20 protein-coding genes and 3 pseudogenes are annotated in these 22,028 nt (G+C 56.3%); 8 read left to right on the forward strand and 15 right to left on the reverse strand.

Annotated elements, in window-relative coordinates; all coding sequences use genetic code 11:
• Window positions 1–12 precede the first annotated feature (12 nt).
• From V7730_RS17710 to V7730_RS17740, 7 genes and pseudogenes are all read right to left on the reverse strand, one after another.
• A complete protein-coding gene (locus V7730_RS17710; RefSeq protein ID WP_335748921.1) occupies window positions 13–336 on the reverse strand; it encodes a hypothetical protein in 324 nt (107 codons plus the stop codon).
• An 18-nt stretch (window positions 337–354) separates the two neighbouring features.
• Entirely contained in the window at window positions 355–789 is a 435-nt protein-coding gene (locus V7730_RS17715; RefSeq protein ID WP_335748922.1) for a hypothetical protein, read from the reverse strand.
• Window positions 790–1,655: 866 nt separating this feature from the next.
• On the reverse strand, window positions 1,656–2,504 hold the full coding sequence (locus V7730_RS17720) for a sterol desaturase family protein (protein WP_335748923.1): 849 nt from the start codon (window positions 2,502–2,504) through the stop codon (window positions 1,656–1,658).
• Between the two features lie 45 nt (window positions 2,505–2,549).
• Complete coding sequence (locus V7730_RS17725) at window positions 2,550–2,903, reverse strand: multicopper oxidase domain-containing protein (RefSeq protein WP_335748924.1); 354 nt, start codon at window positions 2,901–2,903, stop codon at window positions 2,550–2,552.
• A 42-nt stretch (window positions 2,904–2,945) separates the two neighbouring features.
• Window positions 2,946–3,359 (reverse strand): hypothetical protein, encoded by a 414-nt coding sequence (locus tag V7730_RS17730; protein ID WP_443070242.1) that lies wholly within the window; start codon window positions 3,357–3,359, stop codon window positions 2,946–2,948.
• Between the two features lie 153 nt (window positions 3,360–3,512).
• A pseudogene (locus V7730_RS17735) lies at window positions 3,513–3,958 on the reverse strand (multicopper oxidase domain-containing protein); the annotation flags it as partial.
• A gap of 74 nt (window positions 3,959–4,032) precedes the next feature.
• Window positions 4,033–4,404 carry an SHOCT domain-containing protein gene (locus V7730_RS17740; protein ID WP_335748927.1) on the reverse strand — a complete coding sequence of 124 codons (372 nt, stop codon included), beginning with the start codon at window positions 4,402–4,404 and terminating at the stop codon, window positions 4,033–4,035.
• 242 nt (window positions 4,405–4,646) lie between these two features.
• Here V7730_RS17740 and V7730_RS17745 point away from each other — a divergent pair, with 242 nt between their 5' ends.
• The 4 genes and pseudogenes from V7730_RS17745 to V7730_RS17760 all read left to right on the forward strand — a co-directional run bounded on the left by V7730_RS17745 (window position 4,647) and on the right by V7730_RS17760 (window position 8,901).
• The gene (locus tag V7730_RS17745; RefSeq protein ID WP_335748928.1) at window positions 4,647–5,033 is read left to right on the forward strand and encodes a DUF302 domain-containing protein; all 387 of its coding nucleotides are present in this window, start codon (window positions 4,647–4,649) and stop codon (window positions 5,031–5,033) included.
• A 1-nt stretch (window position 5,034) separates the two neighbouring features.
• Window positions 5,035–5,718 (forward strand): TVP38/TMEM64 family protein, encoded by a 684-nt coding sequence (locus V7730_RS17750; protein ID WP_335748929.1) that lies wholly within the window; start codon window positions 5,035–5,037, stop codon window positions 5,716–5,718.
• 66 nt (window positions 5,719–5,784) lie between these two features.
• Window positions 5,785–8,118: pseudogene (locus tag V7730_RS17755) on the forward strand (heavy metal translocating P-type ATPase).
• A gap of 167 nt (window positions 8,119–8,285) precedes the next feature.
• A pseudogene (locus V7730_RS17760) lies at window positions 8,286–8,901 on the forward strand (tyrosine-type recombinase/integrase).
• Window positions 8,902–9,118: 217 nt separating this feature from the next.
• On the opposite strand, the gene V7730_RS17765 reads toward V7730_RS17760, so the two are convergent.
• Entirely contained in the window at window positions 9,119–9,328 is a 210-nt protein-coding gene (locus tag V7730_RS17765; RefSeq protein WP_335748930.1) for a hypothetical protein, read from the reverse strand.
• On the opposite strand from V7730_RS17765, the gene V7730_RS17770 reads away from it, so the two are divergent.
• Entirely contained in the window at window positions 9,327–10,226 is a 900-nt protein-coding gene (locus V7730_RS17770; protein WP_335748931.1) for a haloalkane dehalogenase, read from the forward strand. The two genes, V7730_RS17765 and V7730_RS17770, sit on opposite strands and share 2 nt — an antisense overlap.
• Window positions 10,227–10,940: 714 nt before the next feature.
• Here V7730_RS17770 and V7730_RS17775 read toward each other — a convergent pair.
• The 7 genes from V7730_RS17775 to V7730_RS17800 all read right to left on the reverse strand — a co-directional run bounded on the left by V7730_RS17775 (window position 10,941) and on the right by V7730_RS17800 (window position 19,502).
• Window positions 10,941–12,731 carry an ABC transporter ATP-binding protein gene (locus tag V7730_RS17775; RefSeq protein ID WP_335748932.1) on the reverse strand — a complete coding sequence of 597 codons (1,791 nt, stop codon included), beginning with the start codon at window positions 12,729–12,731 and terminating at the stop codon, window positions 10,941–10,943.
• Window positions 12,728–13,543, reverse strand: a complete 816-nt coding sequence (locus tag V7730_RS17780) for an ABC transporter permease (RefSeq protein ID WP_335748933.1) — start codon at window positions 13,541–13,543, stop codon at window positions 12,728–12,730. The genes V7730_RS17775 and V7730_RS17780 overlap by 4 nt, the downstream gene beginning before the upstream one ends.
• Window positions 13,540–14,481, reverse strand: coding sequence for an ABC transporter permease (locus tag V7730_RS17785; RefSeq protein WP_335748934.1), 942 nt, complete (start codon window positions 14,479–14,481; stop codon window positions 13,540–13,542). Before V7730_RS17785 ends, V7730_RS17780 begins: the two co-directional genes overlap by 4 nt.
• 46 nt (window positions 14,482–14,527) lie before the next feature.
• Window positions 14,528–16,075: an ABC transporter substrate-binding protein gene (locus V7730_RS17790; RefSeq protein ID WP_335748935.1), complete on the reverse strand. Its 1,548-nt coding sequence runs from the start codon at window positions 16,073–16,075 to the stop codon at window positions 14,528–14,530.
• A gap of 68 nt (window positions 16,076–16,143) precedes the next feature.
• On the reverse strand, window positions 16,144–17,793 hold the full coding sequence (locus V7730_RS17795) for an amidase (protein WP_335748936.1): 1,650 nt from the start codon (window positions 17,791–17,793) through the stop codon (window positions 16,144–16,146).
• A 3-nt stretch (window positions 17,794–17,796) separates the two neighbouring features.
• Window positions 17,797–18,135, reverse strand: a complete 339-nt coding sequence (locus V7730_RS22745; RefSeq protein WP_443070243.1) for an FCD domain-containing protein — start codon at window positions 18,133–18,135, stop codon at window positions 17,797–17,799.
• A gap of 264 nt (window positions 18,136–18,399) precedes the next feature.
• Window positions 18,400–19,502 (reverse strand): IS3 family transposase gene (locus V7730_RS17800; RefSeq protein WP_335748937.1). Its coding sequence is split into 2 segments (ribosomal slippage): window positions 18,400–19,256 and window positions 19,256–19,502, totalling 1,104 coding nucleotides; the frame shifts between segments, so codons are not numbered across the junction.
• A 477-nt stretch (window positions 19,503–19,979) separates the two neighbouring features.
• Between V7730_RS17800 and V7730_RS17805 the strand changes: the two genes are divergently transcribed.
• Genes V7730_RS17805 through V7730_RS17815 form a run of 3 tightly spaced genes read left to right on the forward strand, consistent with a single transcriptional unit; the run spans window position 19,980 to window position 21,556 of the window.
• A complete protein-coding gene (locus V7730_RS17805) occupies window positions 19,980–20,129 on the forward strand; it encodes a hypothetical protein (protein WP_335748938.1) in 150 nt (49 codons plus the stop codon).
• Window positions 20,130–20,144: 15 nt separating this feature from the next.
• Entirely contained in the window at window positions 20,145–20,864 is a 720-nt protein-coding gene (locus V7730_RS17810) for a VWA domain-containing protein (protein ID WP_335748939.1), read from the forward strand.
• Window positions 20,864–21,556, forward strand: a complete 693-nt coding sequence (locus tag V7730_RS17815) for a J domain-containing protein (protein WP_335748940.1) — start codon at window positions 20,864–20,866, stop codon at window positions 21,554–21,556. Before V7730_RS17810 ends, V7730_RS17815 begins: the two co-directional genes overlap by 1 nt.
• Window positions 21,557–22,028: the final 472 nt, after the last annotated feature.

Consider the following 22,028-nt stretch of genomic DNA (forward strand, 5'->3'; position numbering starts at 1 on the left):
ACCAGATGCATCTTAGCCAAGCCGCAAAACTGTCCTAAAAAGCAGGTCCACTTCACCCTTCTGTTCAAGTTCAGCAATCAGTCGACAGTTCTTGAGCGTTGCCCATTTTTGAAGTGCTCGTTTTAGTTTTGCTTTGAACGTACGCGCATCTGCAGCCTGATGTGGGTTCTCGGGAAAAATCCATCCGGCCTTGGGGTCATCACTCAGAAGAGAGAACGCAGGATACCTCATCTTTTGCCGGAGAGTGATTTGAGTAAGCATCAGCACATCAAGTTCATATGAACAATGCGCGATATCTCCGACCGACATCAGGGCATAAATCTTCATGTCGGTCATCAGAGCGGCAGGCTGAATTCAGAACTTCCACATGATGCACCCTTTCTGACCCGATCGGACGGATAGATGATCAAAGAATCCCTCCACATTGCTAAGATCGTCGATAGGCTTTTCCAAGAACCGGCTGCTTTTCGATCTGGGCGCAAAACCTAATGAATGAAGATGCGAAATATATGCAAAATGACTTTGCATTGCTTCACGTTTAAACGCAGCCGTTCCACCAACTTCATCAACCCACACTTTTGGCCAGGCCTCATCTTCAATCTCTTGAAGGTAGATCAACCCGAGCAGCAGTTTTTTGGCCCCTCCGGGCAAAGTGGAGGTTTTGAGAAACTCTGCCATTGCAAGTGAAATACGAAACTTGCCGTTACATTGAACCATCGTTTTTCCTTTCAAGCTGTCTGAAAGGATGTGGTTCGAATCCTGCTCGTGCGAATGGGGTTTGATAGACACATGAAATCATCTGCCCAGATTCTTGCGTCGACGAGCCGCATTTGGGCCCACAGCCCCCCTTCTGTGCATAGTTTCCCCGTATTCATGCTCACCGCCACCCCGCAAGAATCTGACAAGATAGCATATTTCCGTTGCGAACTTTAAAATTACTGAAAATATGGAAATGGCCTTCGGCCGGTTTGTTTCTACTGCTTGTGCCAATTAAAAGACACGAACTGCTGTAACTTACCGAGAGAGTTTCCTTTGCAGTAGCTTGCTTGGTTGCCCCCTGCCCCTGCCCCGGATTTTTGCCCTTGAGTTCCGATCCACCTATGGTGGAGCAGTTGGCTCGGTACTAAAGCAAAGCTCAAAGTAGTTGATCTGGCGAAGAACCTGGCCGCCTTCCATTAAGTCAAACAAACGTTCCCAGACGCGCAAACAACCCCATGTTCCTTTTAGATTGGAACAACGAAGAGGATGGCACGGCGGTACACACGATACACTTCAATACACCTACGCAATCTGAAAGTCCGCTTCCCGCCCTTGGTGTTGATCGACAAAACGGCCCTTAGCTGCCGTTCGTGATGAGGGCTGGCGCTGCGGTGCGGCTTCCCCAAAGCGGCCATTCGTCGAGGACACAGAAATCTTGGACGTCGATGGCTGCAGTGCGGACAAAGGGTGAATTCGCTGCAACCGCACCGATGTCTGCGTTATTTATGGTGACTCGTTATATTTCGAGCAAGCGTTCTTCCACTGGTATGGGCTGAACGACGGAAGAGTTTGTCCCGCAGAATGGCATGCAGGCAAGTCTACCGTGTCTTAAGTCCTGTTTTACCTCGCACAATTTAGACAGTTGATGGTCAAACCACGACCGGCGGCAACTTCTATCAAGACTTCTTTTTTCCCGTCACGCGATTAATCGGATAGCAGCTTGCCGGGCCTTTTACTGGTTGAACCAGCATCCGGTCGAGCCATAGGTCGCGCCTTGTCCGGAATTGTTCGATCCCGATCGACATACCCTCATGCCCGGCTTTCGGCTGCGCCTTGTAGGTACCAAGCAACCTGTCCCACCAAGGAAGATTGAAGCCGAAATTGCTGTTCGTCTCTTCTGGTATGATCGAATGATGGACGCGGTGCATATCTGGCGTGACCATAATCAAGCGGAGGAAACGGTCCACAAGCATCGGCAGCCGGATATTGGAGTGGTTGAACATCGCAGTTGCGTTCAACAGGACCTCGAAGATCAACACAGCCACAGCAGGCGGGCCCAAAGCCATAACTACAGCCATCTTTATCCCCATCGACAGCAGAATTTCAACCGGATGAAAGCGCAATCCGGTGGTGACATCAAACTCGAGGTCGGCGTGATGCATCCGGTGCAGCCGCCACAGCGCGGGCACTGCATGAAACATGACGTGCTGCAAATAGATGACCAAATCAAGAACGATGATCGAGACGAGAACCGCAATCCACCCCGGCACCTCGATTATATTGAATAGCCCCCAGCCACGGTCCTGAGCAGTCACGGACAATCCTACAACAAGGATCGGGAAACTCAAACGCAGGACAATAGTATCGATTACAACGAGGGCCAGATTGTTCGTCCAGCGGATCAAACGCGGGATCTCTTGCCTTCGCCTGGGTGCTGCGAGTTCCCATAGGGCCATAGCGACCAGCACGCCGAGAAACACGACGAGGCGTAGTTGCGGTTCACTGGCAAGAAGGGGTTCTGTCATCGGTTCTGCTGGAGCTTTCGGGTTGCGGTCCGCCCGGCGCGCACGTCAGGTAACGGTGAACTGGCCCATCATACCAGCATCTTCATGCTCGAGGATGTGGCAGTGAAACATGAACGGTGTCTCGCGGCTGGCGGGCTGGTCGAACCGGGCGAGGATCTCAGCCTCTCTAGGCACCAGCACGGTGTCTTTCCAGCCGGTGTTCTCGGGTCGCGGAGGGCCGCCGTTCTCGGTCACGACCCTAAACCGCACGCCATGGACGTGAAACGGATGCGCGACCATGCTGCTGCGGATTTGCCAGCGTTCCACGGTTCCCTGGGCGACCTCGAAATTGATCCGGTCCATGTCGTAGGGATGCCCGTTGATGGAAAATCCACCGCCGCCCATCATCATGCCGCCCATGCCCATGTCGAGCGATATCTACCTTGTTAAGATCTTGGCACCCTACAGGTCATCGGGCGCGCCGTCCAGTTGTTCTGGCAGGCGAGCAAACCGCTTGGCAAGCGTCGTGTCGGTCTCGAACTGCAGGACGCCGTAGGCTTGACCCGGATCGCTCATCAATACCGGCGCTTTGTCGCCGGAGAAATCGACAAGGATCTCGGCTCGCTCGCCGGGAGCAAGGCGCAGAATGTCGAGCGCGACAGGCGTCGGTAGGAACCCGCCATCCGTCGCCACCAAGTGCATCGGGCGCATATCGTCGAAAAAGAGCGTGTAGATGCGGGCGTTCGAGCCGTTGAGCAGGCGTAAGCGCACGATCCCCTGCGGCACGACGGCCGTCGCGCTCGCCTGACCATTGACGAGCATCCGGTTCCCGGTAAACCCGTGCATTACGTCCATCATGGACGGGTTATAGACCATGCGTCCCGATGCATCGAAGCGTCGATCCTGCAAAACGAGCGTCAGATCGTCGATACCGTACGTGGAGGGCAGACCGCGCGCGTCGTCCTGTCCTTCGGTCACGTGGATAACCCCCGCCAGTCCAAAGTAAACCTGTTCCGAGGTTCGTTCATGGATATGCGAGTGATACCAGATGGTTGCCGGATCCTGTGCAATTGTCATCTCGGGCTGCCATGTGCCACCGGGTGCAATCGCAAGATGGGGCCGCCGTCATGCTCTCCGGGTGCCAGAAGGCCGTGCCAATGCGTGCTGATGGGTTCATCGAGAGTATTCTGCACCTCAGCCGCCAGATCGCCGTTATGCATCAGGATGGTCGGGCCCAGATACGCCTGATTGAATCCAGCCGTCGGTGTGGCAGGCCCGCCGAAAAAGCTGCTGCTGCCTGACGTCGTCGTCAGGGACAGCCGCCCCGTCGCCCGAGTATCAAGAAGAGGCGGCATGGCGAGGCGGGTTTGCGGAGCTTGTCCCTGCGCAAACGCGCGTCGGACCGGCGTTTGTGAAAGAGCGCCAGCGTTCAGGATCGCTGCGGAGGTCGAAGCTAGGAACTGGCGTCTTTTCATGTTGATCTTTCAAGGCTTGGGTTGAAGCATCGCCACGGTCTCGCTCGTCCTGCAAGGGCAGGACGCATCACGTATCATTCAGCCAGAAGCTTTTTGCGTTCAGTGAACTCGGTCGAATCGATCTCACCCTTGGCATAGCGTTCCTTCAGAAGCGACAAGGCGCGATCGTGCGCAGCGTGACTGTTTACGGCGGAACCGGACGCACCAAATAGGCCCAGAAGATATATGATCCCGGCAACGATCCCGACAACGATCAGGATCATGAAGATCGGCCCGAGGATCATTCCAAACCCTCCCCACTGGCTACTGCCCCACATCATGTCATGTCCATGATCGTAAAAGCCGTTTCGACCTGGGATTTCCCCGACCTGTGCCATCGCCGACGTCGCGACGACGCAGAGTGCGCCTGCCATGCTCGGAACAATCGCCCTATTCCTGGATTCCATCTGTTAACTCCCTTTGCACGGCATCGACTGAGGCCGACTATTAAGTGTGCTATTGTAGGGGCAAATCTGTGCGCCTACCCTGATCTACATCAAGGCGGCATTGCAGAATTACGATAGTGTGATGCGCAGATACGCAGGCGTTTATCGTAGAGCGTACCCTCTGATTTGGCCGCGCAAGGTAAATTTAAGTACCGCCCCGCCAGGTCAGCGTCTCCCACACTCAAAATAAGGATTTAATTTCAGTGAGCTACACCATCAACCGCATGTTCAAAGACTCCACTTTCGACGACATTGACGCCCGCACTCGCCAAGCCCTTGCGGACCACGGCTTCGGCGTACTGACCGAGATCGACGTCAAAATGACGATGAAGAAGAAGCTCGATGTCGAGATGTCTGCCTATCGAATTCTCGGTGCCTGCAACCCAAAAATGGCGCATCAGGCGATCGGGATCGAGCCGCGGGTCGGTGCCATGCTACCCTGCAATGTCATCCTGCGCGAAGTTGAAGGCGGTGTTGAGGTCAGCGCCGTCGACCCGGTGGCGTCGATGCAGGCTATCGATAGCGCTGAACTGACGGCCGTAGCGGGCGAGGTCCGCGACCTTCTTGATAAAGCCATAAAGGCGATATGAGATGAGTCAGCGGACCGCCATCCTCGCAGGGCTGGCGATCCTCGGAATCGCCCTGCTCGGCGTGTGGCATTTCGCACCATCGGTGTACACGGAGGCACGTGGGCAGCGGGACGGCGAGCGTCTCGATATGCTGGTGGCGCGCGCAGGCATTTGGGGGCCTGTCCTGATCGTCACGCTGATGACCGTCGCGGTCGTGGCGAGCCCGATCCCGAGCGCGCCGATCGCGCTGGCAGCCGGGGCAGCCTACGGACATATTTGGGGGACGGTGCAGGTCATAATCGGCGCAGAGCTCGAGGCGGTGATTGCCTTCAGTCTGGCGCGGGTTTTGGGACACAACGTCCTGCGTCGGTTTTTCGGGGACAAGGTCGATGCTGGGCTTCTTGGTTCGCAGACCGCGTTAACAGCCACGGTGTTTGCCAGTCGCCTAATGCCTTTTGTGTCTTTTGACATGGTCAGCTACGCGGCGGGGCTCAGCCGAATGCACGCCTGGCGCTTCGCGCTCGCGACACTGGCTGGCATCGTTCCGGCGAGCTTCCTGCTCGCCCATTTCGGTGGGGAGGCGGTCAGCGGGAACCTTGGGCGGGCGACATGGGCGGTGCTTGGCCTTGGGCTTGTGACGGGTTCACCGCTGCTCTGGGTGGCCCTGCGGAAGCAGCCAAAAAACGGCGCTCCGAACCACCAATAAAAACAACCTGAGCTTCCAGCCGCAAGAAGCGGGCAATTGCAAGATAAAAAGAAAGATTCACACACTATGGAGCACGTTCATCATCACGAATCGTCCGAAATCCCGGCGGGAACCGAGACGGCAAAGGACCCGGTCTGCGGAATGGCGGTCGCAGTCAAGCCCGACGGGCGGCACGCGGAGTTTGGGGGCGAGACATTCCATTTCTGCTCTGAGAAATGTCAGACCAAGTTCAAGGCCGACCCGTGGCACTACGCGTCAGGCCGCGCCACAGGGAAGAAGACGGCCGCGCCCGCCGACGTCCAGTACACCTGCCCAATGCATCCCGAGATCATCCGCGACGCGCCTGGGGCCTGCCCGATCTGCGGCATGGCGCTTGAGCCGATAGTTCCCTAGGACGAGCCCAGCGAGGAGTTGACCGATTTCACCCGCCGGATGTGGATCTCGGCGGCTGCGGCGGTGCCGCTGATCGTCCTGACCATGGGCGGGCTGGTCGGCCTGCCGGTGCGCGACTGGATCGGGCATCAGACGGCCAGCTACCTGGAATTTGTGCTGGCGACGCCGATTGTGCTTTGGGCGGCATGGCCGTTCTTCAAGCGGGGCTGGGATTCAATCGTGAACCACTCGCCCAACATGTGGACGCTGATCAGCCTCGGCGTGTCGGCGGCCTATCTCTATTCGATCTTCGCGACGTTCCTGCCGGGCCTTTTTCCCGAACAATATCAAATGGGCCAAGGCGTTGGCACATACTTCGAGGCGTCGGTGGTGATCGTGGCGCTGGTCTTTGTTGGTCAGGTACTGGAACTGCGGGCGCGCGAACGTACGGGTGACGCGATCCGCGCACTTCTGGACCTCGCGCCCAAAACCGCGCGGCGGATCCTGCCGGACGGCAATGAATACGACGCGCCGCTCGAGAACATCATGGAGGGCGATCGTCTGCGCGTGCGCCCCGGCGATGCGGTCCCGGTGGATGGAACGGTGATCGAGGGGCGTTCCAGCTTGGACGAAAGCATGCTGATCGGCGAGGCGATGCCCGTCGAGAAAGGCCCCGGCGATGCGGTGACTGGCGCCACAATCAACAAGAACGGATCACTGGTGATCGAAGCGGGCAAGGTCGGCGCAGATACTGTGCTGGCGCAGATCGTGACCATGGTGTCGAACGCACGGCGGTCACGTGCCCCAATCCAGGGACTGGCGGATCGGGTCTCGGCCATATTTGTCCCGACGGTTGTGGGTACTGCGATCTTTGCCTTCGTCATGTGGATGATCTTTGGCCCCGAACCCGCACTGGTTTTTGCCATCGCTTCAGCGGTCTCGGTGTTGATCATCGCATGCCCCTGTGCGCTGGGGTTGGCCACACCGATCTCGATCACCACAGCGGCAGGACGCGGAGCGCAGGCGGGAGTGCTAATCAAGGATGCCGAGGCGCTGGAACGCATGGCAAGCGTCGATACGCTGATCGTCGACAAGACTGGCACGCTGACCATGGGCAAGCCGACGCTGACCGACACGGTGGCGCTGGAGGATATAGCCGAAGCAGACCTGCTGTCACTGGCCGCGGCACTTGAACGCGGCTCCGAGCATCCTCTGGCCGAAGCGATTGTTGAAGGAGCCGAAGCGGCGGGCGCCGCACGTCAAGATGCATCCGACTTTGAGGCCATCACTGGCAAGGGTGTGCGCGGACAGATTGGCGGACGCGCCGTCGCGCTTGGCAACACCGCGATGATGCAAGAGATGGGGCTGGACACGGGCGCTGCCGAGGCACAGGCCGATGCCCTGCGCGCCGAGGGCAAGACGGCGATGTTCATCGCGGTCGATGGGGCGCTGGCGGGCATCGCGGCCGTGGCAGACCCGATTAAGGACAGCACCGCGCAGACGATCAAGGAACTCCATGCGCAAGGGCTGCGGGTGATCATGGCCACGGGCGACAACGAACGCACGGCGCAGGCGGTAGCGGGCAAGCTCGGCATCGACGAGGTGCGTGCGGGCGTCCTGCCGGAAGACAAGAGGGACCTGATCGACCAATTGCGGAGGGACGGCCACAAGATTGCCATGGCAGGTGATGGCGTGAACGACGCGCCCGCGCTGGCCGCCGCCGATGTCGGCATCGCCATGGGTACCGGTGCCGACGTAGCGATGGAAAGCGCCAGGATCACCCTGCTTGGCGGCGATCTGATGGGCATCGTGCGGGCGCGCAAGTTGGCGCGGGCGACCCTGCGCAACATCAAGCAGAACCTGTTCTTCGCCTTCGCCTACAACACGCTTGGCGTACCCATTGCAGCGGGGCTGCTCTACCCCGTCACGGGCCTTCTACTCTCACCGATGATCGCAGCAGCCGCGATGAGCCTATCGTCCGTCTCAGTGATCAGCAACGCGCCGCGCCTTCGGCGAGTTGATCTATAGAGGAGAACGGCTGTGCAATAGTTCAAAACCGATATTCGCGGCCTTACAGAAACTATTCACTTCGGGCTCCAAGACGACCTCAGATATAGCGCAGCATTTTATGATACTGTGCAATGTCAACGTCGGGTTGCCGATGTGGGAGGGTATGGCGGATCGGAGGAACTATCATGCAAACACCAAACTTACCGGCCATTCGCGCGCTTCGCCCCGCTTGGTACAAAGGGCGAATTGTCGGTCAGAAGTCTCCCTTGAAGCCAAAGCATGTCTGGGCGATCCGGGTGCGTCTCGAACTGGCCAAGAAGCATCGCGATCTCGCCATGTTCAATATGGCAATCGACAGAAAATTGCGCGGTTGTGATCTGGTTCGATTGCAGGTCGTGGATGTGATGGCGTCCGGTCAGATCAAGGAGCGAGCTTCGGTTCTGCAGAGCAAGACCAAGAAACCAGTTCGCTTTGAAATTTCAGAAGGCACGCGCGTCGGTCGCGAAGTGGATGGAGTATCCGCTGATGTTCGGGTCCGAATTTCTCTGGCCTGGACGCGTCCACGAGCGCCTTCACATCTCGACACGTCAGTATGCACGAATTGTGCGAGACTGGGTCTCGTCGATTGGCTTGGAAGTGACCGCCTATGGCACCCATTCAATGCGGCGCACAAAGGTCACCCAGATTTACAAGAATGCGGGCAACTTGCGGGTCGTTCAACTCCTGTTGGGGCATACAAAGATGGACTGCACCGTCAGATACTTGGGTGTCGAACTTGAAGATGCTCTGGCTACCGCATAAGTCATTGATATCTAAACGTTTTGGCAGTTCGAGTAAAACTCGCCTAACGACTTCTTTTAGCCTATTCTGTTGAATAGCTCACCGCCCTGCCAGAAGGAACCAGGTCTCCAGGGAATCATCCTGCGAAAGCGTCCCCCTGCAAATAAAGTTTGGCGATTGGCCTGTGACGGCAACAATGTTCTAAGTTTTTGAGGCGATTTTCGCGTAGCGGAGTTCTTCAACAGAATAGGCCCTTAGCGGACCGTGGCCGAGGATCCCGTCGCCGCGGTGCAGCTTCCCCGAAGCGGGCATTGGCAAAGGTGCGCAGCAATTTGACGGTGCCAAGTTCAGCAATGCGGGCGAACCGGATGTTCGGCACAGGCAGGTCGCCAGTAGGTGCCTCGCGGGGCATAATTGTGCGGAAATCAGTGACGGAAATTGTGCTCATGGACGTATTAAGAACTCCGGACGACCGTTTTGAAAAGCTGCCCGGCTATGCTTTTGCCCCCAATTATGTGGATGACCTCAAAGGCTACGAAGGCATTCGGGTACACTATGTGGATGAAGGCCAGAATGAAGCGCCACGGACGTTCTTATGCCTTCCAGGTGAGCCGACCTGGGCCTACTTATATCGGCGCATGATACCCATTTTTGCGGGCTCTGGCGCGCGGGTGGTCGTGCCGGATTGGTTAGGGTTTGGGAGGTCTGACAAGCCTGTGGATGACAATGTCTACGGCTTTCATTTTCATCGTGAAATGATGATTGCCTTCATAGAGAAGTTGGATTTGAAAAATATCACTTTGGTGGTGCAAGACTGGGGCGGCATTTTAGGACTGACCCTGCCAATGGATTTGAGCGAACGGTTTGCCCGTTTAATCGTAATGAATACGGCAATCCCGGTCGGCGAGAGTCTTGGCGGAGGTTTTCAGGGCTGGAAAGACTATGTGGCAAGCCGGCCCGACATGGATTGCAGGGCGTTGATAAAGCGGGCTTGTCCACACTTGAGCGAGTCAGAGGCCCAAGCCTATGAAGCGCCATTCCCGGATCAGCGGTATAAGGCGGGTGTCCGCCGGTTTCCGCAAATGGTGATGATTGAGCCAGGTATGGAGGGCATCGAGACGGCAAAGCGCGCACGTCACTTCTGGCAATCTGAATGGAGCGGGGAAAGCTTTATGGCCATCGGAGCAAGAGATCCGGTTCTCGGCGGACCCGTAATGAGCAAACTGCGCAAAACCATCAAAGATTGCCCGGAACCGATGGTCTTGAAAGAGGCTGGCCATTTCGTACAGGAATGGGGTGAACCGATCGCACGCGCGGCATTAAGACATTTTGGTGATATATATTGAGCGCCCCAATTGCTTAGGATCGGGCGATTTGCTTCGAGCCTTCTATGCGGTCAAAGTCGACTACGGTTACGGTGTGAAATCTCCTGACTTGGCCCATAGAAGCACCGTAGTTCACGGTCCAGACCGGACATTGGTACGAAACTCGTCTAAGGTCTGCTACCAGACCTTTTCTGCGGTGGCATATTGTTAAGAGCGCCGCAGTGATCTTCCCAATGAACGCTTTTGCACAAATGCCACGGGCGTTCGAACAGCAGTAAGGTCCGTATCCTGATAGGTTATGTCAGCACGGTGATTGTGTTGCTGAACACGGTGAACATCATTAACGCCAGCGGCATGCCGCTATTTCTCGCAAAAACACGTACGCGCCAACCATGATGTCAGAGCATTTTGCGCACAGGTCTGGCCCTGTCTCCGGCCTGGTTCAGAACTTCGCGAAGCTCGTCCTCGTTGCGATATCCGATCAGAATGCCAGCTTTCGCTTCGCCCAGAGTCGCTTCGCGTGATGCGAGCTGAGCATCCGAAATGGTCGTACGTTGGGACGTCCGCCGCGCCCAGTAGAAGAACATCCGTTCAAGGCGAACTGTCTGACGTCAGCGCTTACGGGTCCAAATAGCGTTATTTGATAAGAGAGTAGTCTTGGCTCATCGTAACCACTTAGGAGTGGAAGATGAGATAGACAACTGGAACACGCAAAAGCCCTGGTGAGAAGATTGTCTACCCTGTATTTACCAGAACGCGATGGTTTGGCCCGACTGTTTCATAAAGTGACGGCTCGGCCATATATGTGAGCGGATGAATAGGCGACGGGATTGGTTTGAAGTTCAAATCGCCATCCAGCTTGCGTGTCGCAGGGTCGGCAATTGGCACGGCCAACATGAGCGTCTTTGTGTATTCATGCTGCGGGTTCTCGAACACTGCCGCACGCGGTCCGATCTCGACGATACGGCCCAGATACATGACCGCAACATGGTGGCTCACCCTCTCTACCACTGCCATATCATGGCTGATGAACAAATAGGACAGGTCCAGTTCCGCTTGAAGCTCCATCATCAGGTTCAAAACCTGCGCCTGCACGGAAACGTCCAGCGCTGATACTGCTTCGTCAGCAACAATAAGCCCTGGCGAAACCGCAAGCGCGCGGGCAATTGCAACCCTCTGGCGTTGCCCCCCCGACAGCTCGTGGGGGAAGCGGCGCATAAAATCACGCGGCAGACCCACGCGGTCAAACAGATGTGCCGCGCGATCTTCACGATTGTCCAACCCGTAATTCTGCATCGGCTCGGTCACTTGTGCCCGCAAACGCATATAGGGATTGAGCGACGCGAACGGGTCCTGAAAGATCATCTGCATGTGCTGGCGCATTGCGCGCAATTGCGGTTTGGTCTGGGTGAGTACGTTTTTGCCCCCGAGATAAACCGACCCCGACAATGGCTCCACCAGCCGAAGGATTGACCGCCCGCACGTCGATTTACCGCAGCCGCTTTCGCCTACAAGGCTGAGGGTTTCACCTTTGTTGAGCGTAAACGACGCGTCTTCCACCGCATGGACCTGGGCAACAGTGCGGCGCAGAATACCCCCTTTAACCGGAAAGCGGGTTGTGAGATTTCGCACCTCCAACAAAGGCTCCGGCACATCGCGCGGCGTCAGCGGAACAGGATCATAGGTCTGCCCCACCAACCGCAGCGGCTCGGGGGCTGCCTTGCCCCGCATCTCCCCCAGACGCGGCACGGCAGCCAGCAGCGCACGGGTATATTCCGCCTTGGGGTCTGCAAAAATCTCCGCAACAGGGCCGGTTTCGACCACATCACCGCGGTACATCACCACCACACGGTCCGCGATCTGCGCCACCACGGCCATATCGTGGGTAATGAACATCACCGCCATCCCCGTCTCCCGCTTGAGCCGGTTGATGAGCGCGATAATCTCAGCCTGAATGGTCACATCCAGAGCGGTCGTCGGCTCATCCGCGATCAACAATCGCGGGCGGCAGGCCATTGCAATGGCGATCACCACACGCTGGCGCATGCCGCCAGACAGCTCATGGGGATATTGCCCGAGCCGTCTTTCAGGTTCGGGAATACGCACCTCGCGCAGCAACTCCAGCGCGCGCGCGTCCGCTTGCACCCGCGTCAGATTCTCGTGCATGCGCAGTCCGTCCGTAAGCTGCCGCCTGATCGTGAACACGGGGTTGAGTGACGTCATCGGCTCCTGAAAGATCATACCCATCTCGTTGCCGCGAATGGTTTGCATCGTGCGCGCATCCGCTGTGGCAAGATCAAAGGTGCCGCCCGCGCGCTCCAACGTCATGGTGCCATCAAGGATTTCACCGCCGCCAAATTCCACCAGACGCATCAGCGACAGTGAGGTCACGGATTTGCCAGACCCGCTTTCACCGACGATACACACCGTTTCGCCGGGATAGACCGAAAAGCTTACGTTGCGCACCGCCGTTGCGTCGCCAAAGCCAACGCGCAGGCCTTTAATTTCTATAATCGGTTTTGTCATTTGATCCTCGGGTCAAGAACATCGCGCAGCACATCGCCGAACATATTAAGGCCAAGAACCGTCACAGCCACCGCCGCCCCGGGCACCAGTGCTGTCCACGGTGCCACATCAAGGTAGTCGCGGCTGGCCTGTATCATCAAACCCCAGCTTGCATCGGGAGGCTGCGTGCCCAAACCAAGAAACGACAGTCCCGCTTCGGCCAGAATGGCAAAGGCAAGGCTGATTGTGGCCTGCACGATGATGGGCGGCATGACATTGGGCAGGACGTGCCGGATGATCATCAATGTATCTGACGTGCCAACAGCGCGCGCCGCCTCGACATAGGGCATCTGAGCCACGCGCAGAGCTTCGCCGCGAATAATACGCGCCAGATAGGGCGTAAAGGCGATGCCGATTGCGATGATCGTATTGGTCAGGTTCGGGCCCAGAATAGCCGAAATCGTGAGCGCCAGCAGCAACGCCGGAAACGCCAGCAGCGTATCAACCAACCGCATCAGCACATTGTCGATCCAGCCGCCAAAATACCCTGAGATCACACCAAGCGGCAGGCCGACAAAGAGGCTCATCATCACGGCAGTCCCCGCGATCATGATCGAGGTCTGCGCCCCGAGAAGCATGCGGTACATCAGATCACGCCCCAGCTGATCGGTGCCCATCGGATGTGCCACACTGGGACCGGCAAGCCGCGCGCGCATGTCCATTTGCGTAGCCCATGTGTCGGGGATCAGCAGCGGCGCAAGCAATGCAACAGCAAGGACCAGCAAAACGATGCCGCCGCCAAATATCCCTTTTCCGGTCAGAAAACCCTTCATGGCAGTTTAATCCTCGGATCCAGAGCCGCATACAGCAGGTCCACCACCAGATTTGTGAGCATCACAACGGCGGCAATCACGAAAACCGTGCTTTGGATCAGCGGAATGTCACGGTTCAGCAGCGCCTGATAGGTGAGCCACCCCATGCCCGTAAAGTTGAACAAGCTCTCGATCACGATGATGGAGCCGAAAAGATATCCCACTTGCAGCCCCGCAACCGTAATAACCGGACCGATGGCATTGGCCAGCGCATAGCGCCAGATTACCGTACGCTCGGAGAGACCTTTGGCACGGGCGACACGGATAAACTCCTGGGAGAGGATGGAGGACATGGTGGAACGCGTCATACGTGTAAGATGGGCCATCAACCCGAGGCCAAGGGCCAGCGAGGGCAAAATCGCATGGCGCACAGCCCCGATAAAATCATCCGCCGGATGCACAAAGCCCGACGAGGGCAGCCATCCCAAATACCGTGCAAACAGCAAGATCATGATGATCCCCCAGAAAAAATCCGGTAGGCTAACCCCCAAAAGCGCCGTGGTGGAGGCCGTATTGTCCTGCCATTTATCGCGGTGGACAGCGGCCCAGACGCCCAAAGGCACAGCGGCAGCCAATGCAATGCTCATCGACATCACCACGATCAGCGCCGATGCCGTCACTTTGTCCGCAATCAGGGGGCCTATGGCCTCTTTGAACACCAGTGAATTACCCCATTCGCCGGTCAGCATACCCCCAATCCAGCGCCCGTATTGCACGATCAGCGGGTCATTGAGCCCAAGGCTTTCCCGTAAACCCGCCAGCGCCTCGGGGTTGGATTGGGTCCCCATAATCACCATCGCCACATCGCCGGGCAGGATATTGGTCACCATAAAGGTGATCAAAGATATCAGCAGGAGAGTGAACGCCACCGACAGCAATCTGTTCAGAATATAACTCATGGCCCCTCCAGTGGTGCACCGGAGGTCTCCCTCCGGCGCGATTTCATCAGGCTTGCTTGAGCCAGACCTTGTGGAAGTTCATCTCCGACCCGTTGGGCTGAACAATGGTATCAAGGCCCATCACATTGGTTTGTGCCCCGATTGTGCCGTTGCGGAACCACAAAATCACATCCAGCGTGTTCTCGTTGATGTACTTCTGAACATCTTTGTAGATCGCCATGCGTGCATCAGCGTCCACGGTGATCCGCGCCTGCTCCAACAGCGCATCCAGCGCGGGATCACTGATCTTGCGGTAGTTGAACCCGCCAGTAGAGTGATACAGCGAATAATATAGGAAATCAGGCTCCCAAAGGGTGAAGAAGTTCATCATCGTGATCTCGAAGTCCTTGTCGACCCAGACCTGTGACAGCCAGTCAGACCATGTCAGCTGCTCAATCGTCATATCGACGCCGCCCTGACGGAACCACTCCAGCATAATCTGCGCGCTGTCGACGTGATAGGGATAGTTGGTCGTAACCTTGAACACGACCTTCAGATCACCGGGGCCATAGCCCGCATCGGCCAGCAATGCGGCGGCCTTCTCGAAATCCTGCGCCCGCTGGCTAATGTCGCTGTTATAGGAGGCCGACGTCGGGAAGCTGGGCGAGGCAGATGTTTTCCCCTGCCCCCACAGCGCGCCCTCCATCAGAACCTCCTTATCGAGCATCAGATCAAAGGCTTCGCGCACGCGCGCATCCTTGAACGGCTCGAATTCGTGATTGAAATTCAGGAAGTCGAAATTGAGCGGGAACCATGCAACTGTCTGGAAACTGTCGTCGCCCTGAATTTCCGCCATCCGGTCCAGCGGGATGTCGTTGATCATATGCAATTCGCCGGTGCGCAGCCCTGTAAGGCGGACAGTAGGCTCGGTGATTTCGCGGCTAATGATCTTTTCGAGGTAGGATGGCCCGTCGAAATATTCCTCGAAACGTTCCAGCTCGACCTCGTTGCCGAATTCGCGGCGCACGAATTTGAAGGGGCCGGCCCCCACTGGCATCTCGCCCTGCCCGTCACCTGAATCCATAGGCATGACCACACCCGCGCCATTTTCCGCCAGACGCGACAGGAATGGCGCATTGACCGATTTGAGCTTGACGATCACGGTGGTCTCATCCGGCGTCTCGATGCTTTCAACGGCGTTGAATACCTCGAAATTCGTGGCACCCGTGGCAGGATCTGCGCAGCGCTCGAATGAATACTTCACGTCCGCCGATGTCATCTTGGTGCCGGTGTGGAACATCACATCATCGCGCAGATTGAAAGTGTAGGTCAGCCCGTCTTCGGATTGCTCAAAGCTCGACGCGAGATTCGGGATGACGTTGAGGTCCTTATCCGTCGTAACAATGCTTTCGTGGATATTTTGCAGTAACCTCCCCGTCGAGGCCGTGCCGGTCTGATGGATGTCGAGGTTCTGCGTCGTCTCAGAGTGACCCCAGATCAACGTGCCGCCGCTCGCCGGTGTCGCGTGGGCGTCCGCATGGGCCATAGGCAGCCCTGTCAAAGCAATGCCACCCATCGTTGCTGTCGTGGTCTTCAAAAATTCCCTGCGTTTCATTTTATATCTCCAAAAGTGCGCTTTTGCGCGGTTAAAGTGTTGAGGCCTGCTTTGTCGTAAGGTCTTGTTTATTTCAGAAAACCCGGTCTCTCCGATACCACATTCAATGCTTTTTCAAGCGCCATTCCCACATTCAAAAGTGGCCCTTCGTCAAACAACTGCCCCCAAAGTGATATTCCCTGAGGGACCCGAAAGGTATCATCACCGGTGGCATCACCTGTCGTCAATTTGCCCGCGCCCAAAGAAGCGGCAGATCGGGTGGCGATCTGCTCAAATCCTGCGCGAATATGCAAACACGGGTGACCGGTGAAATTGCTCGCAACCAGCATCGGACCCGTCATGAATGGACCGATGAGCACATCGCAGCCTTGCATCATCATGGCTACGGCTTGCATCACACGAAAGCGCAGACGGTCAAGGTTCACGTGATCGACCGCTGACAAGAACCGCGCCTTGCGCATCGTGTTTGGCCATGCGCCCTCGTCTTGCCATTTCATCGTATCATCCGTGCCCGAAATCGTCAGATCCTCGAACGCGGCGGCCGCCTCCGCATAAACCACGTTCATTAATGCGCCGTAGGGCAGATCCTCAATACTAAGCGCGCGCACCTCGAGGCCAAGCCCCTTTGCCGCCTCCAGCGCGGCGCGGTCAACATCCGTCGCACCCTCCTCGAAAGCTTCCGGCAGGTATCCCAAAACCATGCCATCAATTCCCTTGGTCGCGTCAAACACAAAGGGGGCGTCGATCGAACCACGATCCGCAGCGTCCCCACCATTCAGCGCGGCCAGCACCAATGCCGTATCCTCGACCGTGCGGCAGATTGGCCCGACCTTATCCAAAGACCAGCATAGCGCCATCGCACCAGCGCGGCTCACCCTTCCGAACGTGGGCCGCAATCCGGTAGTGCCACAGCGTTGCGACGGTGATGTAATTGAACCCAGCGTTTCCGTACCGATGGAAAACGCGCACAATGCCGCAGCGGTTGCAGAAGCAGAACCTGCGCTCGAGCCCGACGAGCCTTCGTTGAGATTCCAGGGATTGCGGGTCCAGCCACCGTACCAGATGTCGTTATAGGCCAACGCACCCAGTGTCGTCTTGCCCAACAAAACCGCACCTGCCGCGCGCATTTTTGTCGTCACGGCAGCGTCGGATTGGGGAATATTATCCCGAAACGGTTCCGCCCCCCATCCCGTTACGATCCCTTTGGTATCAAACAAATCCTTAAGCCCGTACGGAATGCCATGCAACGAGCCAAGGTTGACGCCAGCTTTGCTCAGACTGTCCATTGCATCTGCTTCCGCCAACGCCAGATCCGGTGTGACCGTCGCATAACACTCCAGCTTGGGATTAAGCATCTCGATACGCGCCAGATAGATTTCCGTTAACCTGCGCGAGGTGATCATCCCGGTTGCGATCCAATGCGACAAATGTGTGAGTGGCGCAAAGGCGATATCGTCGTCCGAGGCAGGCAAAGCGTCCGTAACCTGCGAGCGGACCAGCGCATCAGCACCATGCGGCATAGCAAATCCGGCAAGACGTGGATCAAAACGACAGGCCATAGGAACCGAATTCTCGAGATTTACCGCCCGGCGCGCCTGTGCAGACAATAATTGCCCTTCGAGGTTACCGATCATTTGTCCGCGTTCTTCCGCAGTATATTCGATTCCCATAAGCTTTTCGGCGGCAGCAATATCGGATATGGTGATGTCGTGTGTCATGGCTCAATTCTCCGCCTTACAATGCATTTCAAGGGCTGCGCACAGTGAGTTCGAGCGGGTCTCAAGGAGATCACGCATGGCCTGACGCGCAGCATCTACATGGCCCGGACCGATGGCTTCAATGATTACCATACGCTCGTTGTTGCTGACCTGGATAGATGCATAATTACGACTGCGAGCGCGAATTGCCATCCAATCGGCACTGCTGCGGATTGGATCCAAAATCGCATAGGCTGTGATCAAATGGCGGTTGCGTGCAGATTGCGCAATCAAGCGGTGTAAGGACGCATCCCAAAGCTCGGTGGCTTGCCGGTCCTCCGCCTCGACTTGCCGTTGTGCTATGTCACCCGTTACATCTGTGGTAGTTCGGCAAGTTCAGGCAAAATTCTGATTGGTTCAAAGAGTACTTGATAAAAGAATATCAAACACCAAGGCTTGGAGTAATCGGAATAATTCAAGTTTTTGGACCAAATATTAGGTCACAATTTAGGTGCAATCATTAACCGCTAACCTGTAAGAAAGTTCATCTTCTGAGCTGCTGCCGGTTTCGCGGACGGCAACTTAAGCTTTCATCGCTCTCTCCTCGTATTGCATAGGGCTTAAATATCAGATGGTCGAGTGACGACGTGTCGGATTGTAGAAACGCTCGATGTAGTCGAATACGTCCGCACGGGCTTGATCACACGTCCGGTAGACTTTGCGCTTCACACGTTCGATTTTGAGCGACGAGAAGAAGCTTTCTGCCGCAGCGTTGTCCCAGACATTGCCTGACCGGATCATCAAGCAGGTGACGCCATTGTCCGCCAGCAGCCTCTGGAACGGTTCACGGGTGTATTGGCTGCCTTGGTCCGAATGATGCAGCCGCTCTCTTGGCCGCCCTCTGCGCCAGATCGCCATCATGAGTGCATCCGTCACCATCTGGGCTGTCATGGCATCCTTCATCGACCAGCCGACGATACGCCGTGAGAATAGGTCGATGACGACCGCGACATACAGCCAACCTTCTGCAGTCCAGATGTAGGTGAAGTCAGCGACCCATTTCTGGTTCGGGCCATCTGCCTCGAACTCTCGCTCAAGCTCATTCGGTGCGATGATAGAGCGTTCCCCCTGATCCTTAGGAAGCTGACGGCGCCTCGGTCGCGCCCTGAGTGCGTTCATTTGCATCAGGCGTTCAATACTATGCAGACCACATTCAAAACCCTCAGCAAGGACGTCATGCCAGACGCGCCTTGCGCCATAGCTCCGATCAGATCGCACAAAGCTTGCACGAACCACAGCGCCCAGCCTCTCATCTTTACGGGCCCGCGCACTCTGTGGCCGCGTCAGCCATGCGTGGAACCCGCTCCGTGACACACCGAGCGCGTCACACATCCAGCTAACCGGCCAAACCCCTCGGTATTTCGCCACAAACCCGAACATCACAGTTGGTCCCTGACGAAGTAGGCTGCGGCCTTTTTTAAGATATTGCGCTCCGCTTTCAACTTCGCAACTTCACGTCTCAAGCTGCGAAGCTCTTCGTCGTCAGGCTTCAATCGACCTTTGCCAGGAAATGCATCTGCACCGCTCGATCCAAACTCCCAGACCCATCTGCGCAGAACCGTTGCATGCACGTCCAGATCCCTTGAAGCCTGTGCCTCGCTCACACCGCGCACCACGACAAGCTGTGCCGCCTCACGCTTAAACTCTGGACTGAATATTCTTCTCGTCATTGCTGTTCTCCAACCTCATAAACACCTTATCTCGGTGTCCACGAAACCAGCAGCAGCTCAAGATGACTTGTCACGACTGAAATACGTGCCACATGTCTCGGGTGCCTTAATTGGACGCGCCTTGTTCGATCGGAGTATTGATATCGAGGCGGCCCTGAAGGTAGTCAAACCCGAAGTGGAGAGTCGGGCAAAGTTCATTTGATGTAGTTTTGACGGTTTGACCGCTGAATGCCTGATCATCATTCGCACGTTTCAAACCGCAGATGCTGCAACGTCGAGTTAAAATCAGTATCACGTCGTTATGAACGTCCCAAACCAGACCTTCGAGGCAGAAGTCAACGTCGCAGTGCAGCTTCACCAAACCGGACGTTCGAGCATGGCGCAGTGTTTTCAAGGTTTCGCTGATCGCTGTGCGACAAAGCTGCAGTCGGGCGTTGGGGTTCAGTTTCGCGCACTTGGGACTTGTAGGCTCACATCGTGGCGAGCAACGTTACCATCAAGGTGCAGGTCGCGCTGAAACAAAGAACGATTGCCGATTGGGTGCTGAGTGCTATTCTTCAAGATGTAGGTGTAAATCTTGAAGACGATCTGGCCTGTCTTACCGACAGTATCTTCGTGCCAGAATGAGAGTATTGTATCGTTATGAAAAAGAATGAAATTTCACGACAAAGTAGATCCGACCTCTCCGCGCGCCCAAAATCCAGCGGATCAGAAATTGACGCATTTCTACAAGAGGCAAAGCAGTTTGCACCGGTGCCGACTGCCACTCGCGGACGGATGATTTTTGCCCTCGATGCGACCATGAGCCGTCAGGCAACGTGGGACATGGCCTGCGGTCTTCAGGGTGAGATGTTTTCGGCGACCGCATCTGTGGGTAATCTCTCGGTGCAGCTGGTCTATTTCCGCGGCCTGACGGAAACTCGGGCATCTCGTTGGGTAAATAACGCAGAAAGCCTGCGCGGTTTGATGGGAAAAATCGACTGCCAAGGCGGGTTGACGCAGATTGCCGCGGTCCTTTCGCACGCCCAGCGGGAGTCCGAGAGACAACCACTGGCAGCTTTGGTTTACGTCGGCGATTCAATGGAAGAAAACATCGATGAATTGTGCAGCCTTGCGGGTGAGCTTGGCCTGCGCGGGGTCAAGGCGTTTATGTTTCATGATGGCCGGGACAAGCAGGCTGAAACGGCGTTCCGCGAGATCGCAAGGCTGACGGGTGGTGCCTATTTGCCTTTCGACAGCAATTCAGCCTCAGACCTCAAGGCGCTTCTCGCTGCTGTGGCGACATATGCAGCGGGAGGGCGAAAGGCGCTGGAAGCCGCTGGCACCGCGACGGCGGGAGCGTTGCTGGCTGATATGCGCTAATGCAACCGATCCTTATTTTCGTGGCAATTGCGTTAGGCTTTACAGTTGTCTTCTGGATTGTTCGGGGTGTTCTGGGGGCAATTTTTCGCACTCAAGCGTTAAACCCACTGGGTGTCGCCCTGATCTCGACCGGTATCTTGCTTTTCTTATTTCGCGCTATTGTGGTTGCGGTTCCATTGATGATCCTCGGCCTCATATTGCTATCGCGGAAAAATGTAGGCGCTGCCAATGGGCCTGCACCGCAAACGTCGACGGTGCGTTCCATATATCTGGAAATGACTCTCGACCACGATAGCGGCAAGATTGACGGTTGCATTCTGGCCGGGGAGCGCAAGGGTCAGTTCCTGTCAAACCTTGATCTGGACAAACTGCTTGAGTATTACGTCGAAATTGAAACGGATAATGAAACGGTAAAGCTGCTCCAAACCTTTCTCGACAATGCGCATCCCGATTGGCGCGATCAAGAAGAGGAGCGCTCTGCGCATGGGCAGGCGCAATCACCGCTTTCGAGAGAGTTGAGCCAAGATCAAGCCTATGAGGTACTGGGTCTTGATCCCGGTTGCACTGATGAGGATATCCGCAAGGCATATCACCGCCTCATCAAGCGTGTTCATCCTGACAGTGGCGGTTCAGCTGTACTTATGGCACAAGTTACTGAAGCAAAAGACAGGCTTCTTGGCAGTCGTAAGTAACCTGGCCGCGCAGCTCATCACAAGGCCTCTCCAGCCTCAGCAGCCCGACGCTAACTTTGCCAAAGGGCTCGCCGGCATATTTTTGATCTTCACTCGGGCTTTAGCTATCTACTTGCGCCCTTTATTGGGCCCGACTTTGCTGTCAGACCTTTATTTCAAGATATCTATACCGTCCGAGGGTGCCAGCGCTTCTTTCAAATCAATACTCAGATCGTGACACTGTGGCTCTGGTCTTAGCCACTTTACGGATGGTCGCAGGATTACCCCCGCGGGGTTTTGTTGATGGCGTGGATGCCCCAAAGACAAGCTAAAACGTTGACCACATGGCGACCAAGGTCGGCATTGTCCGGCGGTCTCAACTGATCGACGCAACACTTTAATCTTTAGCCAAAGATGGAGTGATCAAAATGAAGTATTGTCGCCGCGTATTTTTCACGGACAAGCAGAAGTCGGAGATTTGGGACAGATGGCA

The sequence above is a fragment of the Sulfitobacter sp. genome (genome assembly GCF_036961165.1).
GTDB lineage: Bacteria > Pseudomonadota > Alphaproteobacteria > Rhodobacterales > Rhodobacteraceae > Sulfitobacter.

What these genes read in the sequence shown, in the direction of transcription:
- V7730_RS17710 (WP_335748921.1), bottom strand. Translation starts at nt 336, where the DNA reads ATGACCGACATGAAGATTTATGCCCTGATGTCGGTCGGAGATATCGCG.
- V7730_RS17720 (WP_335748923.1), bottom strand. Translation starts at nt 2,504, where the DNA reads ATGACAGAACCCCTTCTTGCCAGTGAACCGCAACTACGCCTCGTCGTG.
- V7730_RS17725 (WP_335748924.1), bottom strand. Translation starts at nt 2,903, where the DNA reads ATGGGCGGCATGATGATGGGCGGCGGTGGATTTTCCATCAACGGGCAT.
- V7730_RS17730 (WP_443070242.1), bottom strand. Translation starts at nt 3,359, where the DNA reads ATGGTCTATAACCCGTCCATGATGGACGTAATGCACGGGTTTACCGGG.
- V7730_RS17740 (WP_335748927.1), bottom strand. Translation starts at nt 4,404, where the DNA reads ATGGAATCCAGGAATAGGGCGATTGTTCCGAGCATGGCAGGCGCACTC.
- V7730_RS17750 (WP_335748929.1), top strand. Translation starts at nt 5,035, where the DNA reads ATGAGTCAGCGGACCGCCATCCTCGCAGGGCTGGCGATCCTCGGAATC.
- V7730_RS17770 (WP_335748931.1), top strand. Translation starts at nt 9,327, where the DNA reads ATGGACGTATTAAGAACTCCGGACGACCGTTTTGAAAAGCTGCCCGGC.
- V7730_RS17765 (WP_335748930.1), bottom strand. Translation starts at nt 9,328, where the DNA reads ATGAGCACAATTTCCGTCACTGATTTCCGCACAATTATGCCCCGCGAG.
- V7730_RS17775 (WP_335748932.1), bottom strand. Translation starts at nt 12,731, where the DNA reads ATGACAAAACCGATTATAGAAATTAAAGGCCTGCGCGTTGGCTTTGGC.
- V7730_RS17780 (WP_335748933.1), bottom strand. Translation starts at nt 13,543, where the DNA reads ATGAAGGGTTTTCTGACCGGAAAAGGGATATTTGGCGGCGGCATCGTT.
- V7730_RS17785 (WP_335748934.1), bottom strand. Translation starts at nt 14,481, where the DNA reads ATGAGTTATATTCTGAACAGATTGCTGTCGGTGGCGTTCACTCTCCTG.
- V7730_RS17790 (WP_335748935.1), bottom strand. Translation starts at nt 16,075, where the DNA reads ATGAAACGCAGGGAATTTTTGAAGACCACGACAGCAACGATGGGTGGC.
- V7730_RS17795 (WP_335748936.1), bottom strand. Translation starts at nt 17,793, where the DNA reads ATGACACACGACATCACCATATCCGATATTGCTGCCGCCGAAAAGCTT.
- V7730_RS17810 (WP_335748939.1), top strand. Translation starts at nt 20,145, where the DNA reads ATGAAAAAGAATGAAATTTCACGACAAAGTAGATCCGACCTCTCCGCG.
- V7730_RS17815 (WP_335748940.1), top strand. Translation starts at nt 20,864, where the DNA reads ATGCAACCGATCCTTATTTTCGTGGCAATTGCGTTAGGCTTTACAGTT.